The organism is Streptomyces sp. GL_148, from assembly GCF_057834205.1.
Window position 1 is genome coordinate 6,455,955 of record NZ_CM174396.1, and the last position, 17,292, is coordinate 6,473,246.

The 17,292-nt window shown below is 71.5% G+C and carries 11 protein-coding genes; 9 read left to right on the forward strand and 2 right to left on the reverse strand.

The window, feature by feature from the left end; all coding sequences use genetic code 11:
* Positions 1-190: 190 nt before the first annotated feature.
* The 5 genes from AC3IYI_RS29575 (at position 191) to AC3IYI_RS29595 (ending at position 10,116) form a co-directional block, all read left to right on the forward strand.
* Positions 191-1,462: a diaminobutyrate--2-oxoglutarate transaminase family protein gene (locus AC3IYI_RS29575; RefSeq protein WP_489411724.1), complete on the forward strand. Its 1,272-nt coding sequence runs from the start codon at positions 191-193 to the stop codon at positions 1,460-1,462.
* A 2,069-nt stretch (positions 1,463-3,531) separates the two neighbouring features.
* Positions 3,532-5,394, forward strand: a complete 1,863-nt coding sequence (locus tag AC3IYI_RS29580; RefSeq protein WP_489411725.1) for an IucA/IucC family protein — start codon at positions 3,532-3,534, stop codon at positions 5,392-5,394.
* Positions 5,395-5,426: 32 nt separating this feature from the next.
* Entirely contained in the window at positions 5,427-6,098 is a 672-nt protein-coding gene (locus tag AC3IYI_RS29585; RefSeq protein ID WP_489406537.1) for a GNAT family N-acetyltransferase, read from the forward strand.
* Positions 6,099-6,278: 180 nt separating this feature from the next.
* On the forward strand, positions 6,279-8,093 hold the full coding sequence (locus tag AC3IYI_RS29590) for an IucA/IucC family protein (RefSeq protein WP_489406538.1): 1,815 nt from the start codon (positions 6,279-6,281) through the stop codon (positions 8,091-8,093).
* A 52-nt stretch (positions 8,094-8,145) separates the two neighbouring features.
* Positions 8,146-10,116, forward strand: a complete 1,971-nt coding sequence (locus AC3IYI_RS29595) for an ATP-dependent DNA helicase (protein ID WP_489406539.1) — start codon at positions 8,146-8,148, stop codon at positions 10,114-10,116.
* A gap of 100 nt (positions 10,117-10,216) precedes the next feature.
* Here AC3IYI_RS29595 and lexA read toward each other — a convergent pair whose 3' ends face one another.
* Positions 10,217-11,008, reverse strand: a complete 792-nt coding sequence (lexA, locus tag AC3IYI_RS29600) for a transcriptional repressor LexA (RefSeq protein WP_489406540.1) — start codon at positions 11,006-11,008, stop codon at positions 10,217-10,219.
* Between the two features lie 476 nt (positions 11,009-11,484).
* On the opposite strand from lexA, the gene nrdR reads away from it, so the two are divergent.
* The gene (gene nrdR, locus AC3IYI_RS29605; RefSeq protein ID WP_250748823.1) at positions 11,485-11,994 is read left to right on the forward strand and encodes a transcriptional regulator NrdR; all 510 of its coding nucleotides are present in this window, start codon (positions 11,485-11,487) and stop codon (positions 11,992-11,994) included.
* Between the two features lie 142 nt (positions 11,995-12,136).
* The gene (locus AC3IYI_RS29610) at positions 12,137-15,031 is read left to right on the forward strand and encodes a vitamin B12-dependent ribonucleotide reductase (protein ID WP_489406541.1); all 2,895 of its coding nucleotides are present in this window, start codon (positions 12,137-12,139) and stop codon (positions 15,029-15,031) included.
* Positions 15,032-15,309: 278 nt separating this feature from the next.
* Here AC3IYI_RS29610 and AC3IYI_RS29615 read toward each other — a convergent pair whose 3' ends face one another.
* On the reverse strand, positions 15,310-15,765 hold the full coding sequence (locus AC3IYI_RS29615) for a hypothetical protein (protein ID WP_489406542.1): 456 nt from the start codon (positions 15,763-15,765) through the stop codon (positions 15,310-15,312).
* Positions 15,766-15,841: 76 nt separating this feature from the next.
* Here AC3IYI_RS29615 and AC3IYI_RS29620 point away from each other — a divergent pair, with 76 nt between their 5' ends.
* Entirely contained in the window at positions 15,842-16,396 is a 555-nt protein-coding gene (locus tag AC3IYI_RS29620; protein ID WP_489406543.1) for a hypothetical protein, read from the forward strand.
* Between the two features lie 158 nt (positions 16,397-16,554).
* Positions 16,555-17,292, forward strand: a complete 738-nt coding sequence (locus tag AC3IYI_RS29625) for a class I SAM-dependent methyltransferase (protein WP_489406544.1) — start codon at positions 16,555-16,557, stop codon at positions 17,290-17,292.

Genomic DNA, 17,292 nt, shown 5'->3' on the forward strand with positions numbered 1-17,292 from the left:
GGGTGTTCGAAGCGCACCCCGGAAGAGCAACCGTGCGGGAGGAGCGACACTCGTGCCTTTGACGGCTTGGACGGGCGAGCAGGCCACGGCCGGGGCGGAGGTTCCGGCGCAGGCGAACCGGGCTCCGGAGGCAGGGCAGTTCGGAGGGCAGGCGCCGTCCGCGGCTCCGGGGACAGCCGCGGGCGAGGGGATCCTGCGCAGGCAGGCGCAACGGGAGTCCGCCGCCCGGACGTACGCGCGCTCCCTGCCCATCGTGCCCGTGCGCGCACGGGGGTTGACCATCGAGGGGGCGGACGGACGCCGCTACCTCGACTGCCTCTCCGGCGCCGGAACCCTCGCCCTCGGCCACAACCACCCGGTCGTGCTCGAAGCCATCCGCGGGGTCCTCGACTCGGGAGCCCCGCTGCACGTGCTGGACCTCGCGACTCCGGTCAAGGACGCCTTCACCACCGAGCTGTTCGCCAGCCTGCCGGCGGAGCTGGCCGCGGACGCCCGCATCCAGTTCTGCGGACCGGCCGGGACGGACGCGGTGGAGGCCGCGCTCACCCTCGTCCGCACCGCGACCGGACGGTCCGGGATGCTCGCCTTCACGGGGGCCTACCACGGCATGACCGCGGGAGCGCTGGCCGTCTCCGGCGGTGCCACGGACGTACGGGTGACCCGGCTGCCGTATCCACAGGACCGCCGCTGCCCGTTCGGAGTCGGCGGGGCCGAGGGCGCGGAACTGTCGGCCCGTTGGACGCGGAACCTGCTCGACGACCCCAAGAGCGGGGTGCCCGCGCCCGCCGGGATGATCGTCGAACCCGTCCAGGGAGAGGGCGGAGTCCACCCCGCCCCCGACGCCTGGCTGCGCAGGATGCGGGAGATCACGGCGGAGCGGGGGATCCCGCTGATCGCCGACGAGGTCCAGACGGGGGTCGGGCGCACCGGGGCCTTCTGGGGGGTCGACCACGCGGGGGTCGTCCCCGACGTGATGGTGCTCTCCAAAGCCATCGGGGGCAGCCTCCCGCTCGCGGTGATCGTGTACCGGGCCGAGCTGGACCAGTGGGCCCCCGGCGCCCACGCCGGCACCTTCCGCGGCAACCAGCTCGCCATGGCGGCGGGCACCGCGACGCTGGCCTACGTCCGGGAGAACGGCCTCGCGGAGCGCGCCGCGACCCTGGGCGCACAAATGCTCGCCGCGCTGCGCGGCCTGATTCCGGCCCACCCGTGCGTGGCGGACGTACGGGGCCGCGGGCTGATGATCGGCGTCGAACTGGCCGACCCCGACACCGGCGAAGCCTCTTCGGACCTCGCGGTGGCCGTCCGCCAGGCCTGTCTGGACCGGGGCCTCATCGTCGAACTCGGCGGCCGCCACTCCAGCGTCGTCCGCCTCCTCCCCCCTCTCACCCTGACCGACGAGCAGGCCTCAGCCGTCCTCGACCGCCTCGCCGACGCCATCTCCGCCGCCACCCGCCGCTAAGGACCCCGATGCCCAACCCCCTCCACCCCTCGGCCCCCACCCCTCCGCCTGCCGACACGGTCCACCCTGCGCACCCCGCGACCCCCACCCCTCCGCGTGCCGACACGGTCTACCCGGCGCCCCCCTTGGCCCCCACCCCTTCGCCTGCCGAGCTGCTCCACCTTGCGCCCCCTTTGGGCCCCGCGCTTCCGCCTGCCGAGGCGCTCCACCTTGCGCACCCTTTGGGCCCCACCCCTCCGCTTGCCGAGGCGCTCCACCCTGCGCCCCTCTTGGGCACCGCCCTTCCCCCTACCGCGCAGGCACCGGCCAACCCCGTACCACCGTCACCGCTGGCGCCCGCCACTCCGCTACGGTCCCCGCAGCCTCCGGCTGAGTCGGCGCCACCGAAGCCGGTGCGTACCGACGCGCTGCCGTCGCCGGACTCTCCGCCCGCCCCCGCCCTGCAGTGGTCGGCGTCGGCTGATCGGCTGAGTCCGCCGCTTCCGCAGGCCGCTTCTGTGTCGCCTTCCTCGGCGTCCGCCGATCAGCCGCGGCGGTCACCCCTTGCTGCGGCTGCGCCGCCGCAGCTCATGTCGGCGCCGGCCCTGGGTACGCGACCCGGCGCAGGGAGCGGTCCGGTCCAGCCTTCGGACGCCCCGGGCTCTCCCCCTGCTCTCGGGTACGGGCACAAGCCCTCCGGCTCCTCACCACTGTCGACTCCGGAGGAGACCGTGGCCCTCTCAACGGACTCAGCCCCGCCTCCCGGCGTCCCGCCCACCGTCGGGGCACCACCGCCAGCGGCCGCCCCGGGTTCGGCTGCTGCGGCCGGGCATCGCCCGTCCGTGCTTCCGACCGTCTCCGCCGGGCCCCTGCAGCCGCCGGCCCCCGCCCCCGGGGCTCGGCCCGTCGCCGAGAGCACGCCGGCGTCGTCTCCCACCGCCCCAGCCGGGCCTACCCCGCCGTCGGCCCCGGCCCCGGCCCCGGCCCTGGCCCTCGGCGGGGCACCGACCCCACCGCCGGACGGCCACGCCTCTCCGTCCTTGACGGCTCTCAACGGGCATCCGCCGACCCGGCACGGGAAGCCCTTCGGTACCGAGCCCACGGCTCCCGGTCCGAGCCTGGCCCCGGCCGCCCCAGGCGCGCCGGGCGGGCCGACTCCCGTCAGCGCCACCTCGGCCGTGATGGCTACGCCCGCGCGGCCCACCCCCTCCGGCTCCCCGGACGCCAGGCCGGGCCCGTCGCCTTCCGGTGCTACGGCCCGACCTGAGCCGCCCACTTCTCCTGCGGCCACGGGCACCGAGCCTCCAGCCGCCGCCGCGTGGCAGCCGCCACCCATTCCAGCGGAACGTTCTCCCCAGCCCGCCTTCCCTCCCGCCGGGCCCGGCGACTCTCCCCCCGCCGCCACCGCATGGCCGCCGCTGTTCGCTCCCGCGGACAGCGCCCTCCGGCCCGCCGTCGATCCGGCGGTGTCCCTCGGTTCCCCGCCCAGCCCCACCGCATGGCCGCCGCTGTCCGCTCCCGCGGACAGCGCCCCCCGGCCCGCCGTTGATCCGGCGGTGTCCGCCGGATCTAATTCCGCCCCCACCGCGTGGCCGCCGTTGGCCGGTGCCGTGGCCTGGTCCGGGGTACCGGCTACCAGCGACGCCTCGCGCAGTGCGCCGTCGCCCGCGGCCTCGCAGCCGGCTTACGGCGCTGCGGCCGGCGCTGGTCCGGCGAGCCGGGCAGGGGGTCTGCCGGCCGAGGGTTCGGCGGACGCCCTCGCCGGGCGGCCCCGGGCGGAGGCACGGGGAGCATCGCCCGGCCCGGGCCCGGGCCCCGGCCCCCGCCCTGGCACGGGTCCCGGCTCCGCGGCCGACTCGGCGCCGCCCGGTCCGGGGCGTTCGGACGAGCTGCCTTCAGGGGGGCAGGGTAAGACCGTGCCCAAGGGGCCTTCCGAGGCGGCCCCGTCGGCCTCCGGTTCCACTACCGAGCCCATCGCCGCCCAGGACGCTGCGGCCCCGCGACCCGGCGCAGCCGAACCGGGGGAGCGGGCCGCAGCGTCCGCGTCGCCGGGGGACGGCTGGACCGGTCCTGCCGGTGCTTTCCCGGGCATGCCGGCCGCGGGCATGCCCTGGCCGGCGGCCGAGCCGCAGGCACCCGCCGCGGTGCCACGGCAGAAGGACGGCACCGTCCGACCCCGCGCGGGAGCTGCGGACCCGCTGGACCACCCCGACCCCAGGGTCGCCGCCGAGGCCGCCTCGGTGGAGAACCTGCTGCGCTGCTGGGTCCGCGAGACCGGACTGGAACAGCCCGTCGGCCCCGTCCTGCGCATCCCCCTCCCCGCATCGGGCGCCGCCCTGCTCGTCGCGGTCCGCTACTGGTCCGCGGCCGGCTGGCACCGCTTCGGCCCGGCCCGCATCGAAGGTGTCCCCGCCGACGCCCCCGCCGTGGACGCGGTCACCCTCGCGGCACTGATCGCCCGCGAAGGCGACGGCGGCCCCGGAACCGGCGCCCCCAGCGGCGGCGCCCCCGGCGACCCCGGCAGCGCCGACCTCGTCGGCCGGGTCGCCGACTCGGTGCGCCGGACCGCCGAGTTCATCACCGACCGCCGCCAACGCCCGGCCGCACCCGTCCCCGTCGCCGCGGACCGGTTCCTCACCGCCGAACAGTCCCTCCTCCTCGGCCACCCGCTCCACCCGACCCCGAAGAGCCGCGAAGGGCTCTCCGAAGCCGAAGTGCGCCGCTACTCACCCGAACTCCACGGCTCCTTCCCCCTGCACTGGGTGGCGGTCGAACCCGCCGCCCTCGCCACCGACTCCGCCTGGACCGAACGCGGCCGCCCGGTCTCCGCCGCCCGGCTGCTGGGCCGCCTCGCCCCCGGCCTCCCGGTGCCCGACGGTGCCACCCCCCTTCCCCTTCACCCCTGGCAGGCCCGCGACCTGCTCGAGCGCCCCGCGGTCGCCGCCCTCCGCGATGCGGGACTCCTCCACGACCTGGGCCCGTACGGGGCCCCCTGGTATCCGACCTCCTCCATCCGCACCGTCCACCAGCCCGGCGCCCCCGCGATGCTGAAGCTCTCCTTGGGCCTGCGCATCACCAACTCCCGTCGTGAGAACCTCCGCAAGGAACTGCATCGCGGCATCGAGGTGCACCGACTGCTCCGCACCGGACTCGCCGAGCGGTGGCAGGCCGCCCATCCCGGCTTCGACATCGTCCGCGATCCCGCCTGGGTCGCCGTCGACACGCAGGACGGCGACCCCGTCCCCGGACTCGACGTCCTGCTGCGTCACAACCCCTTCCGGTCGGGCGACGACGCCCTCTGCGTCGCCGCGCTCACCGCACCACGCCCGTGGCCCGGGCGGACCACCATGAGCTCCCGCCTCGCCGAGACCGTCTCGCACCTCGCCACCACCACCGGGCGGACGACCTCCGCCGTCGCCGCCGAGTGGTTCCTGCGCTACCTCGAACACGTCGTCCTGCCGGTCCTCGCCTTCGACGCGCTCGCCGGCATCGCACTCGAAGCGCACCAGCAGAACACGCTGGTCCTCCTCGACCCGGCTGGCTGGCCGGTCGGCGGCCGCTACCGCGACAACCAGGGCTACTACTTCCGCGCCTCCCGCCGCGCGGAACTGGAGCGCCGGCTCCCCGGAATCGGCGCCACGAGCGGCACCTTCGTCTCCGACGCCGTCACCGACGAGCGCTTCGCCTACTACCTCGGCATCAACAACGTGCTCGGTCTCATCGGAGCCTTCGGATCCCAGCGGCTCGCCGACGAACGCGTCCTGCTGGCCGCCTTCCGCCGGTTCCTCGGCAAGGCCACGGGCCTCGGACCGCTCCCCGAGAGGCTGCTCGACTCGCCCACCCTGCGCTGCAAAGCGAATCTGCTCACCCGCCTCGGAGGTCTGGACGAGCTCGTCGGCCCCGTCGATACCCAGTCCGTCTACGTCTCCATCGCCAACCCCCTTCACGAATGACGCGTCCCCACAGAAACGGAGAAGAGCCACCGATGCCCTCCACCGACTTCCACACCGGCGTGCTCCTCGCCGATGAGCTCCGCACAGCCGCGCCGCGTCTCAGCCCCGAGTCGCTGCCCCAGCTCGCCGAGGCCGATCTCCTCGACTCCCCGGCGGCCTGGGGCGGCGTCACGACGCGGTCCGGCGTCTTCAGACTCGAACCCGTACGGCTCCGCCGCGACCTGAAGCTGCTCACCGCGTGGATGAACGACCCGCAGGTGGACGCCTATTGGGAACTCGCCGGCCCCGCCGCCGTCACCGCCGCCCACGTGTGGGCACAGCTGACCGGGGGCAGCCGCAGCATCCCGTGTCTCGGCCTCCTCGACGGCACGCCGATGAGCTACTGGGAGATCTACCGGGCCGACCTCGACCCGCTCGCCGCGCACTACCCGGCGCGCCCCCACGACACGGGTATCCACCTGCTCATCGGAGACGGCACGAACCGCGGCCGAGGTCTGGGCACCGAGCTCCTGCGCGCCGTCGCCGACCTGGTGCTCGACAACCGCCCCCGCTGCATGCGGGTCATCGCCGAACCGGACATCCGCAACACCCCCTCCGTATCAGCCTTCCTGAACTCCGGCTTCCGCTGCCCCACCGAGATCGAACTGCCCGGCAAGCGAGCCGCCTTGATGATCCGCGAGCGGGCGCTGCGCAATCTCCTCTGAGTGCCGCCCCGCACGTCCCGTCCCTCCCGGCTGGTCTCGCACATCTCTTCACTTCCCGTACCTCTCACCTCGAAAACTCTGCGTCACGCAGCAAAGTTCCCGATCCCGAGGAGTCCCGTGCAGAATTTCTCCGCAGCCCCCGACTCCCCAGGCCCCCACTTCCCCCCATTCCCCGACGCCGTGCCCCCGTCGCCCCAGCACCCGTGCACACCGCCCGAACTGAACCGTCCGACCTGGGATTTCGCCGCCCGCCGCCTGCTCGCCAAGATGCTCGGCGAGTTCGCGTACGAGGAGATCGTCACCCCGGTCCCCGCCCCGGCCGCCTCCGGTGACGCCTGGACGCTGACCCTCGACGACGGCAGCAGCCTCGGCTTCCGGGCCCGCCGCCGCTCGTACGGCAGCTGGCACGTCGCACCCGACACGATCACGCTCACCCCGCAGCCCGCCGCACCCGGGTTGCCGACCGCCTTCGGGGATCCGTACGCCTTCCTCATCCGCGCGCGCAGGCTCCTCGCTCTCGACGGCGCCACCCTCGGCCACCTCGTCCGCGAGCTCAGCGCCACGCTCGCGGCCGACGCCCGGATCGACCACACCGCGCTGACCGCGGACGTCCTCGCAGACCTCGACTACGCGGCCCTCGAAGGCCACCAGACCGGCCACCCCTGGCTCGTCCTCAACAAGGGGCGGATCGGACTCTCCGCCTCCGACACCGCCGCCTGGGCACCCGAGGCCCGCACCGCCCAGCGCCTGCCCTGGCTCGCCGCGCACACCTCCCTCGCGCACTACCGCGGCACCGCCGGCCTCGAAGACCCCGCCCGCCTCTACTCCGCCGAGCTCGACCCCGTCACCCGGGCCCTCTTCGACCGGACCCTGCGCGACCGCGGCCTCGACCCGCTCGGCTACCTCTACCTCCCCGTCCACCCCTGGCAGTGGGACGAGGTCGTCCTGCCCCTCTTCGCGCCGGCCCTCGCCGCCGGCACCCTGGTCCCGCTCCCCGCCGACCCCGACCTCCGCCTCCCCCAGCAGTCGATCCGGACCTTCCTCAACCTCACCCGCCCCGACCGGCACAGCGTCAAACTGCCGCTCTCCGTCTTCAACACGATGGTCTGGCGCGGCCTGCCCTCGGACCTGGCCCTCGCGGCGCCCGCCGTCACCGCCTGGATCCACTCCCTGCGCGACGGCGACGCCTTCCTCCGCGAGGAATGCGGGGTGATCCTGCTGGGCGAGGTCGCCTCCGTCACGGTCCGCCACCCCGTCTACGACGCGCTCCCCGAAGCCCCGTACCAGTACAAGGAGCTCCTCGGCGCGATCTGGCGCGAGCCGCTGACCGGACACCTCGCCCCCGGCGAGCGGGCCCGCACCCTCTCCTCGCTCCTGCACGTCGATCCCCGCGGCCGGTCCTTCACCGCCGAGCTCGTCGCCCGCTCCGGCCTGACCCCCACCGTCTGGCTCCAGCGCCTCTTCGCCGCCCTGCTGCCCCCGCTGCTCCGCTTCCTCTACCGCTACGGCACCGTCTTCTCCCCGCACGGCGAGAACGCCGTCGTGATCTTCGACGAGCACGACGTCCCGGTCCGGCTCGCGGTCAAGGACTTCGTGGACGACGTCAACATCAGCGCCGAACCGCTGCCCGAGCTGGCGGCCATGCCCGACGAGGTCCGTGCGGTCCTGCTCACCGAGCCCGCGGACTTCCTGCCCCAGTTCATCCACTCCGGGCTCTTCGTCGGCGTCTTCCGCTACCTCTCCGCCCTCTGCGAGGACCGGCTCGGGGTTGCGGAGGACACGTTCTGGGCGCTCGTGCGGGCGGAGATCCTCCGACACCAGGCCCGTTTCCCGGAGCTCAAGGAGCGCTACGAGCTCTTCGATCTCCTCGGCGAACGCATCGGGAGGCTCTGCCTCAACAGGAACCGTCTCTACGAGGACGGCTACCGCGACCGGCCCGACCGCCCGCACGCCGTGCGGTACGGCACTGTGCCGAACCCCCTCCACCGGTCATGACCGCTCGCCGGTGCCGTCACTGTCGGCGGGGCCCCGTAGGGTTGGCACTGCTATGACGAAGCCCTCCCTCCCCGACCTGCTGCACGCCGCCGTCTCCGCCGTCGGCGGCACGGAGCGGCCCGGCCAGGTGGCCATGGCCGAAGCCGTCGCCGAAGCGATCGACGACAACTCCCACCGCCTCATCCAGGCCGGTACCGGCACCGGTAAGTCCCTGGGCTACCTGGTGCCGGCGCTCGCGCACGGCGAGCGCGTGGTCGTGGCCACCGCGACGCTGGCCCTCCAGCGCCAGCTCGTGGAGCGCGACCTGCCCCGGACGGTGGAGGCGCTGCATCCGCAGCTCCGCCGCCGCCCGCAGTTCGCCATGCTCAAGGGCCGCTCCAACTACCTCTGCCTGCACCGTCTGCACGAGGGCGCCCCGCAGGACGAGGAGGAGGGCCTCTTCGACCAGTTCGAGGCGGCCACCCCGACCAGCAAGCTGGGGCAGGACCTGCTGCGGCTGCGCGACTGGGCGGACGAGACCGAGACGGGCGACCGCGACGACCTCACCCCGGGCGTCTCCGACAAGGCCTGGGCGCAGATCTCCGTCTCCTCCCGCGAATGCCTGGGCGCCACGAAGTGCGCGTACGGCGCGGAGTGCTTCGCCGAGGCCGCCCGCGAGCGGGCCAAGCTCGCGGATGTGGTCGTCACCAACCACGCACTCCTCGCCATCGACGCGATCGAGGGCGCCCCGGTGCTCCCGCAGCACGAGGTGCTGATCGTCGACGAGGCCCACGAGCTGGTGTCCCGGGTGACCGGGGTCGCCACGGGAGAGCTCACCCCTGGCCAGGTCAACCGCGCCGTGAAGCGTGCGGCGAAGCTGGTCGACGAGAAGACCGCCGACTCCCTGCAGACCGCGTCCGAGACCTTCGAGCGGGTCATGGAGCTGGCCCTCCCGGGCCGGCTGGAGGAGATCCCCGAGGACCTCGGCTACGCGCTGATGGCCTTGCGGGACGCCTCGCGCAGCGTGATCTCGGCGATCGGCAACACCCGCGACAAGTCCGTCCACGACGAGGACGCCGTCCGCAAGCAGGCGCTCGCCGCGGTGGAGAGCGTGCACGGGGTGGCGGAGCGGATCGTGGCCGGCTCCGAGTACGACGTGGTCTGGTACGAACGCCACGACCGCTTCGGCGCCACCCTCCGGGTCGCTCCGCTCTCGGTGTCAGGCTTGCTGCGCGAGAAGCTGTTCGCGGAGCGCTCGGTGGTCCTGACCTCCGCGACCCTCAAGCTCGGCGGCGACTTCAACGGGGTCGCGGCGTCGATGGGCCTGTCCCCGGAAGGCGTCGAGGGCGAGGACGTGCCGCAGTGGAAGGGCCTCGACGTCGGCTCGCCCTTCGACTATCCCAAGCAGGGCATCCTCTACGTCGCCAAGCACCTGGCCACCCCCGGCCGCGAGGGAACCCGCGGCGACATGATGGACGAGCTCGCCGAGCTGATCGAGGCGGCGGGCGGTCGCACCCTCGGACTGTTCTCCTCCATGCGCGGGGCGAAGGCCGCCGCCGAGGAGCTGCGCGGCCGGCTCGACAACCCGATCCTGCTCCAGGGCGAGGAGACGCTCGGCGAGCTGATCAAGGCCTTCGCCGCCGACCCGAAGACGTGCCTGTTCGGGACCCTGTCGCTGTGGCAGGGCGTGGACGTGCCGGGGCCCAGCTGTCAGCTGGTGGTCATGGACAGGATCCCGTTCCCGCGTCCCGACGACCCGCTGATGAGCGCCCGGCAGAAGGCGGTCGAGGAGCGCGGCGGGAACGGCTTCATGTCCGTCGCGGCGACGCACGCGGCCCTGCTCATGGCCCAGGGTGCGGGTCGGCTCGTACGGGCCACCGGCGACAAGGGTGTCGTCGCGGTCCTGGATCCCCGGCTGGCCACGGCCCGGTACGGGAGCTTCCTGCGGGCCACGCTGCCGGACTTCTGGTACACCACGGACCGCAATCAGGTCCGCCGCTCGCTCGCCGCGATCGACGCCGCGGCCGAGGCCGAGGGCAAGTAGGCCGAGCGGCGACTTGGCCGAGCCGCGACGAGGCGGCCAGACGCAAAGCAGCTCCGGGACCGGCGCAGTAGGTCCCGGAGCTGGATGGGGGCGCAGGCGATCAGAGCCGGCGCAGTACGGCCACGACCTTGCCGAGGATGGTGGCCTCGTCGCCGGGGATCGGCTGGTAGGCGGCGTTGTGGGGGAGCAGCCAGACATGGCCGTCCTCGCGCTTGAAGCGCTTCACCGTGGCCTCGCCGTCGAGCATGGCGGCGACGATGTCCCCGTTTTCGGCCACGGGCTGGCGACGGACCGTGACCCAGTCGCCGTCACAGATCGCGGCCTCGATCATGGAGTCGCCGACGACCTTGAGACAGAACAGTTCGCCGTCGCCGACGAGCTGGCGGGGGAGGGGGAACACGTCCTCCACCGACTCCTCGGCGAGGATCGGGCCACCGGCCGCGATCCGGCCGACCAGGGGGACGTAGGAGGCCGCGGGCTTGCCCGTGGTGTCCGTGGGCTGCGAGCTGGGCTGGTCGGAGCCCCGTACCTCATACGCCCGGGGGCGGTGGGGGTCACGGCGCAGGAAGCCCTTGCGCTCCAGCGCCATCAGCTGGTGCGCGACCGAAGACGTGCTGGACAGGCCGACGGCCTGGCCGATCTCCCGCATCGACGGGGGGTAACCGCGCCGCTGCACCGAGTCGCGGATTACCTCGATGACCCTCCGCTGCCGGTCCGTGAGCCCGGAGCTGTCGGCGCGGATGCCTGGAGGCCGCCCTGGCAGCGAGCGTGCGGGGCGTACGGGCTCCGCCTCCGGGTTCAGACTTGTGTCATTCATGGCATGCACCGGCTCAAGTCGGCTCTGGGAGCGGTTCTGGGCAGTGATGGTGGCACTGTCTGCGGTGGTGGTCACGTCGGCCCCTCTCGAAATGTTCTCCCTAGCTGGACAACGGTATTGCCTTTCGAAAGGTTGCGCCAAACACACGTTCGAGTGAAAAATCGGAGATCACCCACCGTGGTCACTTAGTGAGGTGTATGGACCGCCGAGGTTAATCCGGACCGAACGGGAGTTCGGCTGCGGAGCCACTGCTTACGGTACCCTTCCGGGTCGGGTCGCCACCGTCCGGGTATGCGCCCAGTGTGGCACCGCGAGGCCTGTCATCCGGCCATCGGACACCGCGACACGCGGAGCGGTGTAAATCCACCACAACCCAAGATCTAGTGGTTGGATGAGCGCTGCCGCCCAGAAGTTGTGGTCCTCGGTCTGCCGGGGTCCCCGACATCGCATATGCTTGTGGCTGCTTCGAGAGCCTCCGGCAGAGCTTCGACTCTGCCGTTCAGGGGTCTCTCGAGGTGATTCAGTCGTGCCAAGAGGAGGGTGAGGGAACTATGCACTGCCCCTTCTGCAGGCACCCCGACAGCCGTGTCGTCGACAGTCGCACCACCGACGACGGCACGTCGATCCGCCGGCGCCGCCAGTGCCCCGACTGCTCCCGTCGCTTCACGACGGTGGAGACGGCCTCACTGATGGTGATCAAGCGCAGCGGGGTGACCGAACCCTTCAGTCGCACCAAGGTCATCTCCGGCGTGCGCAAGGCGTGCCAGGGGCGGCCGGTCACCGAGGACGCCCTCGCCAAACTCGGCCAGCGGGTCGAGGAGGCGCTGCGCGCCACCGGGAGCGCCGAGCTGACCACCCACGACGTGGGTCTGGCCATACTCGGCCCGTTGCAGGACCTCGACCTGGTCGCGTACCTCCGGTTCGCGTCCGTTTACAAGGCGTTCGACACACTCGAAGACTTCGAGACCGCCATCGCGGAACTCCGCGTGCCGCGGCCTCACGAAGAGTGCGAGCCCGGTGGGACCGCTCCGGTCCCCGTGCCCGCCTCCGCCGCCGACTGACCGGACGGCCCGTTCCGCGCCGTACGTGCGTGGGAACGGCCGGTGGGTCTGGCGAAGAAGGCGTAGATACAAGACACACAGCACCGTGCCGCGGAATAGCGCTGGCACTTTAGGGCGTTTTGCCCGCATTGGGAGGAACGGCATGACAGAGACGGCGAGCAGCTCGGCACGAGGTTCCCGCGCCAAGGGCACCAAGACTGCCAAGAGCGGCCTGCGTATCGAGCGCATCCACACCACCCCGGGCGTGCACCCGTACGACGAGGTGACCTGGGCGCGCCGCGACGTCGTCATGACCAACTGGCGCGACGGCTCGGTCAACTTCGAGCAGTACGGCGTCGAGTTCCCCGACTTCTGGTCGGTGAACGCGGTCAACATCGTCACCAGCAAGTACTTCCGCGGTGCGGTCGGCAGCCCGCAGCGCGAGACCGGTCTGAAGCAGCTCATCGACCGGATCGTGAAGACGTACACGAAGGCCGGCGAGGACTTCGACTACTTCACGTCGCCCGCCGACGCGGAGATCTTCGAGCACGAGCTGACCTACGCGCTCCTGCACCAGATCTTCAGCTTCAACTCGCCGGTGTGGTTCAACGTCGGCACGCCCCAGCCGCAGCAGGTCTCCGCCTGCTTCATCCTGGCCGTCGACGACTCCATGGAGTCGATCCTCGACTGGTACAAGGAAGAGGGCATGATCTTCAAGGGCGGCTCCGGCGCCGGCCTGAACCTCTCCCGCATCCGCTCCTCCAAGGAGCTCCTCTCCTCCGGCGGCAACGCCTCCGGCCCGGTCTCCTTCATGCGCGGCGCCGACGCGTCCGCCGGAACGATCAAGTCGGGCGGCGCCACCCGCCGCGCGGCCAAGATGGTCGTCCTGGACGTGGACCACCCGGACGTCGAGGACTTCATCGCGACCAAGGTGAAGGAAGAGGAGAAGATCCGCGCCCTGCGCGACGCGGGCTTCGACATGGACCTGGGCGGCGACGACATCACGTCCGTCCAGTACCAGAACGCCAACAACTCCGTCCGTGTGAACGACGAGTTCATGACGGCCGTCGAGAACGGCACCGAGTTCGGCCTGCGTGCCCGCATGACCGGTGAGGTCATCGAGACGGTCGACGCCAAGTCGCTCTTCCGCAAGCTCGCCGAGGCCGCGTGGGCCTGTGCCGACCCGGGCATCCAGTACGACGGTGTGATCAACAACTGGCACACCTGCCCCGAGTCCGGCCGCATCACCGCGTCCAACCCGTGCAGCGAGTACATGCACCTGGACAACACGTCCTGCAACCTCGCCTCGCTGAACCTGATGAAGTTCCTCGACGACGACGGCAAGGGCAACCAGTCCTTCGACGCCGAGCGCTTCGCCAAGGTCGTCGAGCTGGTCATCACCGCGATGGACATCTCCATCTGCTTCGCGGACTTCCCGACGCAGAAGATCGGCGAGAACACCCGCGCCTTCCGCCAGCTGGGCATCGGCTACGCCAACCTCGGCGCCCTGCTGATGGCGACCGGCCACGCGTACGACTCGGACGGCGGCCGCACCCTCGCCGCGTCGATCACCTCGCTGATGACCGGTACCGCCTACAAGCGCTCCGCCGAGCTGGCCGCGATCGTCGGCCCGTACGACGGCTACGCCCGCAACGCCGAGTCGCACAAGCGCGTCATGAAGCAGCACGCCGACGCCAACGCCGTCGCGCCGCGCACCGAGGACCTGGACAACATCATCTGGGCCGCGGCCACCGAGGCCTGGCAGGACGTGATCCGCCTCGGCGAGAAGAACGGCTTCCGCAACTCGCAGGCCTCCGTCCTCGCGCCGACCGGCACCATCGGTCTCGCGATGTCCTGTGACACCACCGGTGTCGAGCCGGACCTGGCCCTGGTCAAGTTCAAGAAGCTCGTCGGCGGCGGCTCGATGCAGATCGTCAACGGCACCGTGCCGCAGGCCCTGCGCCGCATGGGCTACCAGGAAGAGCAGATCGAGGCGATCGTCGCCCACATCGCCGAGCACGGCGTGGTCGTCGACGCCCCAGGCTTGAAGCAGGAGCACTACTCGGTCTTCGACTGCGCGATGGGCGAGCGTTCCATCTCCGCGATGGGCCACGTGCGCATGATGGCCGCGATCCAGCCCTGGATCTCCGGCGCGATCTCGAAGACGGTCAACATGCCGGAGACGGCGACCGTCGAGGAGATCGAGGAGATCTACTTCGAGGCGTGGAAGCTGGGCGTCAAGGCGCTCGCGATCTACCGCGACAACTGCAAGGTCGGCCAGCCCCTCTCCGCGAAGAAGAAGGAAGAGGAGAAGGTCGAGGTCACCGAGAAGGCCGAGGAGACCATCCGCACGGCGGTCGAGAAGGTCATCGAGTACCGCCCGGTCCGCAAGCGCCTCCCGAAGGGCCGCCCGGGGATCACCACCTCCTTCACGGTCGGTGGCGCCGAGGGCTACATGACCGCGAACTCCTACCCGGACGACGGTCTCGGCGAGGTCTTCCTGAAGATGTCCAAGCAGGGTTCGACCCTCGCGGGCATGATGGACGCCTTCTCGATCGCCGTCTCGGTCGGTCTGCAGTACGGCGTCCCGCTGGAGACGTACGTCGCGAAGTTCACGAACATGCGCTTCGAGCCGGCCGGCATGACGGACGACCCGGACGTGCGGATGGCGCAGTCGATCGTCGACTACATCTTCCGCCGCGTGGCGCTCGACTTCCTGCCCTTCGAGACCCGCTCGGCCCTCGGCATCCACTCCGCCGAGGAGCGTCAGCGCCACCTGGACACCGGTTCCTACGAGCCCCTCGACGAGGAGCTCGACACGGAGTCCCTGACCCAGGCGGCCCCGCTCGCCGCGGTCCCGGCCGCCCCGGCCGCCAAGCCGGTCGCGGTCCTCCCGGTCCCGGCCCCCAAGACGGCGCACTCCAACGCCGAACTGGTCGAGATGCAGCTCGGCGTCTCCGCGGACGCCCCGCTCTGCTTCTCCTGCGGCACGAAGATGCAGCGCGCCGGCTCCTGCTACATCTGCGAGGGCTGCGGCTCCACCAGCGGCTGCAGCTGACACCGGGCGGAATTGCGTCGGAAGCACCATGCGACGTAGCTGAACCCGAAGCGTGATCTCCGTGAGGGCGGGGCGCCGGCCCAGGGCCGGTGCCCCGCCCTTCTGCGGTTGGTGCACCAACGACTGCGTACGGAGACGCGTATCGCGCCGAAGGCGCGAGCGGAGATGGAAAGTGGCTTGTGGTCATGGCCCTGCCATGGAATGCTCCGGGCCATGATCAAAAGAATCGAGTCCTCCGTCCGCCGATGAGGGAGACGACCGGGACAGGACTGCCCGGTTCACCGACCACACTGTTCGACCACGCGCTCCGGCTGCACCGGCAGGTTCCCGGAGAGCCGCTTCATCGCGACGGGGAACCGTACCCCGACGACGGCTCGCACCGTCGTCGAAAGGGCCCGCGCGCACCTGAGGACCGGCACTCGGCCGGCAAGGACGCGGCGCTCATCCTCGACGCACATTTCGAGCGGGCCTCTGCCCTTCCCGGCGAATTGGCCGACGCCTTCCACGACGTCTACATCCCGATTCACCCCAATGAGCACATCGCCGCCGCGGCTGAGCGGGCGGACAGAGAACGCGTTCGCCACACCGGCCGCTGGCTGGTCCGAACCGGGACCGACCGATGTTCGGTCACCGTGGGGCTGCACCTGGTCGCCGCCGTGGGGACAGCCGACGACATCCCGTTGATCCAGACGATCGGGCTGCTCTCCCACCACTTCGGTCCACTGGCGGCGCATGCTCTCGAGAGTCGGCCCGGAGGAGTCGAGGCCCTGCTCTGGCTTGCCGAGCGAGTCACCGGCTGGGGACGCGTCTATGTCGTTGAAGCTCTCTGCAGACTCGACGACCCGACCGCCCGACCATGGCTGCTCCGCAGGGCCTGCCGACGGCGACTTCCTCAACGGTTACTTCGCCGGCAAGGTCGCCACGGTCGCCAGACTCCATGAGGCGCTTGCGGACCTCGGCACTGACAGCGAGATGGTCGACCACATCGGTCGGCTACTCCATCTCATGAGCGACTGCGGGGGGATGGGGCTCACCCTCGCCCACTACCCCCATTCGGGAGCGGTCCTGGACGCTCATGCCGGCCAGGTGGGTTCGCTCAGCCCGACCATCGAGCGCTACTTCACGATCGCGGTGCTCACTCAGCACCTGACCACGGAGTCTCCTGAGGCTGCTGGGTGCACTGCGGCGCAGCAGGAAGCGCTCCGGGAGACGTACCTCGAAGTCCTCGACCGGGACGAGTGGACCCGAACCGCACGCGACGGGTTCGCGGCGGATGACAACCGGATGAGGTGGCTCGCCGACTACCGGGCGCCACAGTTGAGGCTGCGCGCATTCCCCGATCGGGAGCCGGATGCCGAGGAATAGCGCCCGCCCGTACGGGCGGCCGGGGTGACGTCCGGATCTTTGTTGTTTCTGCCAGTACGTCTGCCTGTTGGGATCCGTGGAGACTGCCAGTCAGAGGCCACGGCGTGCTCCGGGAACGGGGGCCGTGGCGAGGCATGTCGAACGGGGAGAACGGCACCATGGTGCAGCAGTACGACGAGATCGGCGAGGCGTTCGAGGGCTTCAAGGGCCTGCCGATAGTGAAGTACGGGGAGGTGCCGAGCTTCCTCGCCATGGTCGGGGACGTGCGAGGGAAGTCGGTCCTCGACCTGGCGTCCGGCACTGGCTTCTACAGCAGGGAGTTCAAGCGGCGCGGCGCCGCGGACGTCCTCGGAGTCGAGATCTCCGGTGAAATGGTCAACGTGGCACGGGCGCTGGAGGCCGGTGATCCGCTGGGCGTGCGCTACGAGGTGGGCGATGTGGCCGAGCTGCGGCCTCTCGGGCAGCCCTTCGACGTCGCGGTGGCGGTGCAACTGCTCAACTACGCGGAGGACATCGCCACCATCGAGCGGATGTGCCGCAACGTGCACCAGAACCTGGCGCCCGGCGCCGAGTTCTTCCTGTTCAACCAGTCGCCCGACTACGACTTCGACGGGCCTTCCCTGGCCAAGTACGGCTTCACCACCGAGCTGACCGGCGAGGAGGTCGAGGCGGGACGGCGAGTCCGGACCACGGCGCTGCTCGACCCGCCGGTCACGATCTTCGGCATCTTCCCGCGCCGCGAGGTCTACGAGAAGTGTCTGCGTGCGGCCGGCTTCAGCGACCTGGCCTGGGTTCCGCTGGAGGTGTCCGAGGCCGGCGTGAAGGAGTTCGGCGAGGACTTCTGGGCGGACGCCCTCGGCAACCCGCCGCTGACGATGCTGCGCTGCCGCGCCTGA

Bases quoted from the DNA above. Each gene is read 5' to 3' on its own strand.
- AC3IYI_RS29580 (WP_489411725.1), top strand. From the start codon at position 3,532: ATGCCGGCCGCGGGCATGCCCTGGCCGGCGGCCGAGCCGCAGGCACCC.
- AC3IYI_RS29585 (WP_489406537.1), top strand. From the start codon at position 5,427: ATGCCCTCCACCGACTTCCACACCGGCGTGCTCCTCGCCGATGAGCTC.
- AC3IYI_RS29595 (WP_489406539.1), top strand. From the start codon at position 8,146: ATGACGAAGCCCTCCCTCCCCGACCTGCTGCACGCCGCCGTCTCCGCC.
- nrdR (WP_250748823.1), top strand. From the start codon at position 11,485: ATGCACTGCCCCTTCTGCAGGCACCCCGACAGCCGTGTCGTCGACAGT.
- AC3IYI_RS29610 (WP_489406541.1), top strand. From the start codon at position 12,137: ATGACAGAGACGGCGAGCAGCTCGGCACGAGGTTCCCGCGCCAAGGGC.
- AC3IYI_RS29615 (WP_489406542.1), bottom strand. From the start codon at position 15,765: ATGCGCCGCCAGTGGACCGAAGTGGTGGGAGAGCAGCCCGATCGTCTG.
- AC3IYI_RS29620 (WP_489406543.1), top strand. From the start codon at position 15,842: ATGTCGTTGAAGCTCTCTGCAGACTCGACGACCCGACCGCCCGACCAT.
- AC3IYI_RS29625 (WP_489406544.1), top strand. From the start codon at position 16,555: ATGGTGCAGCAGTACGACGAGATCGGCGAGGCGTTCGAGGGCTTCAAG.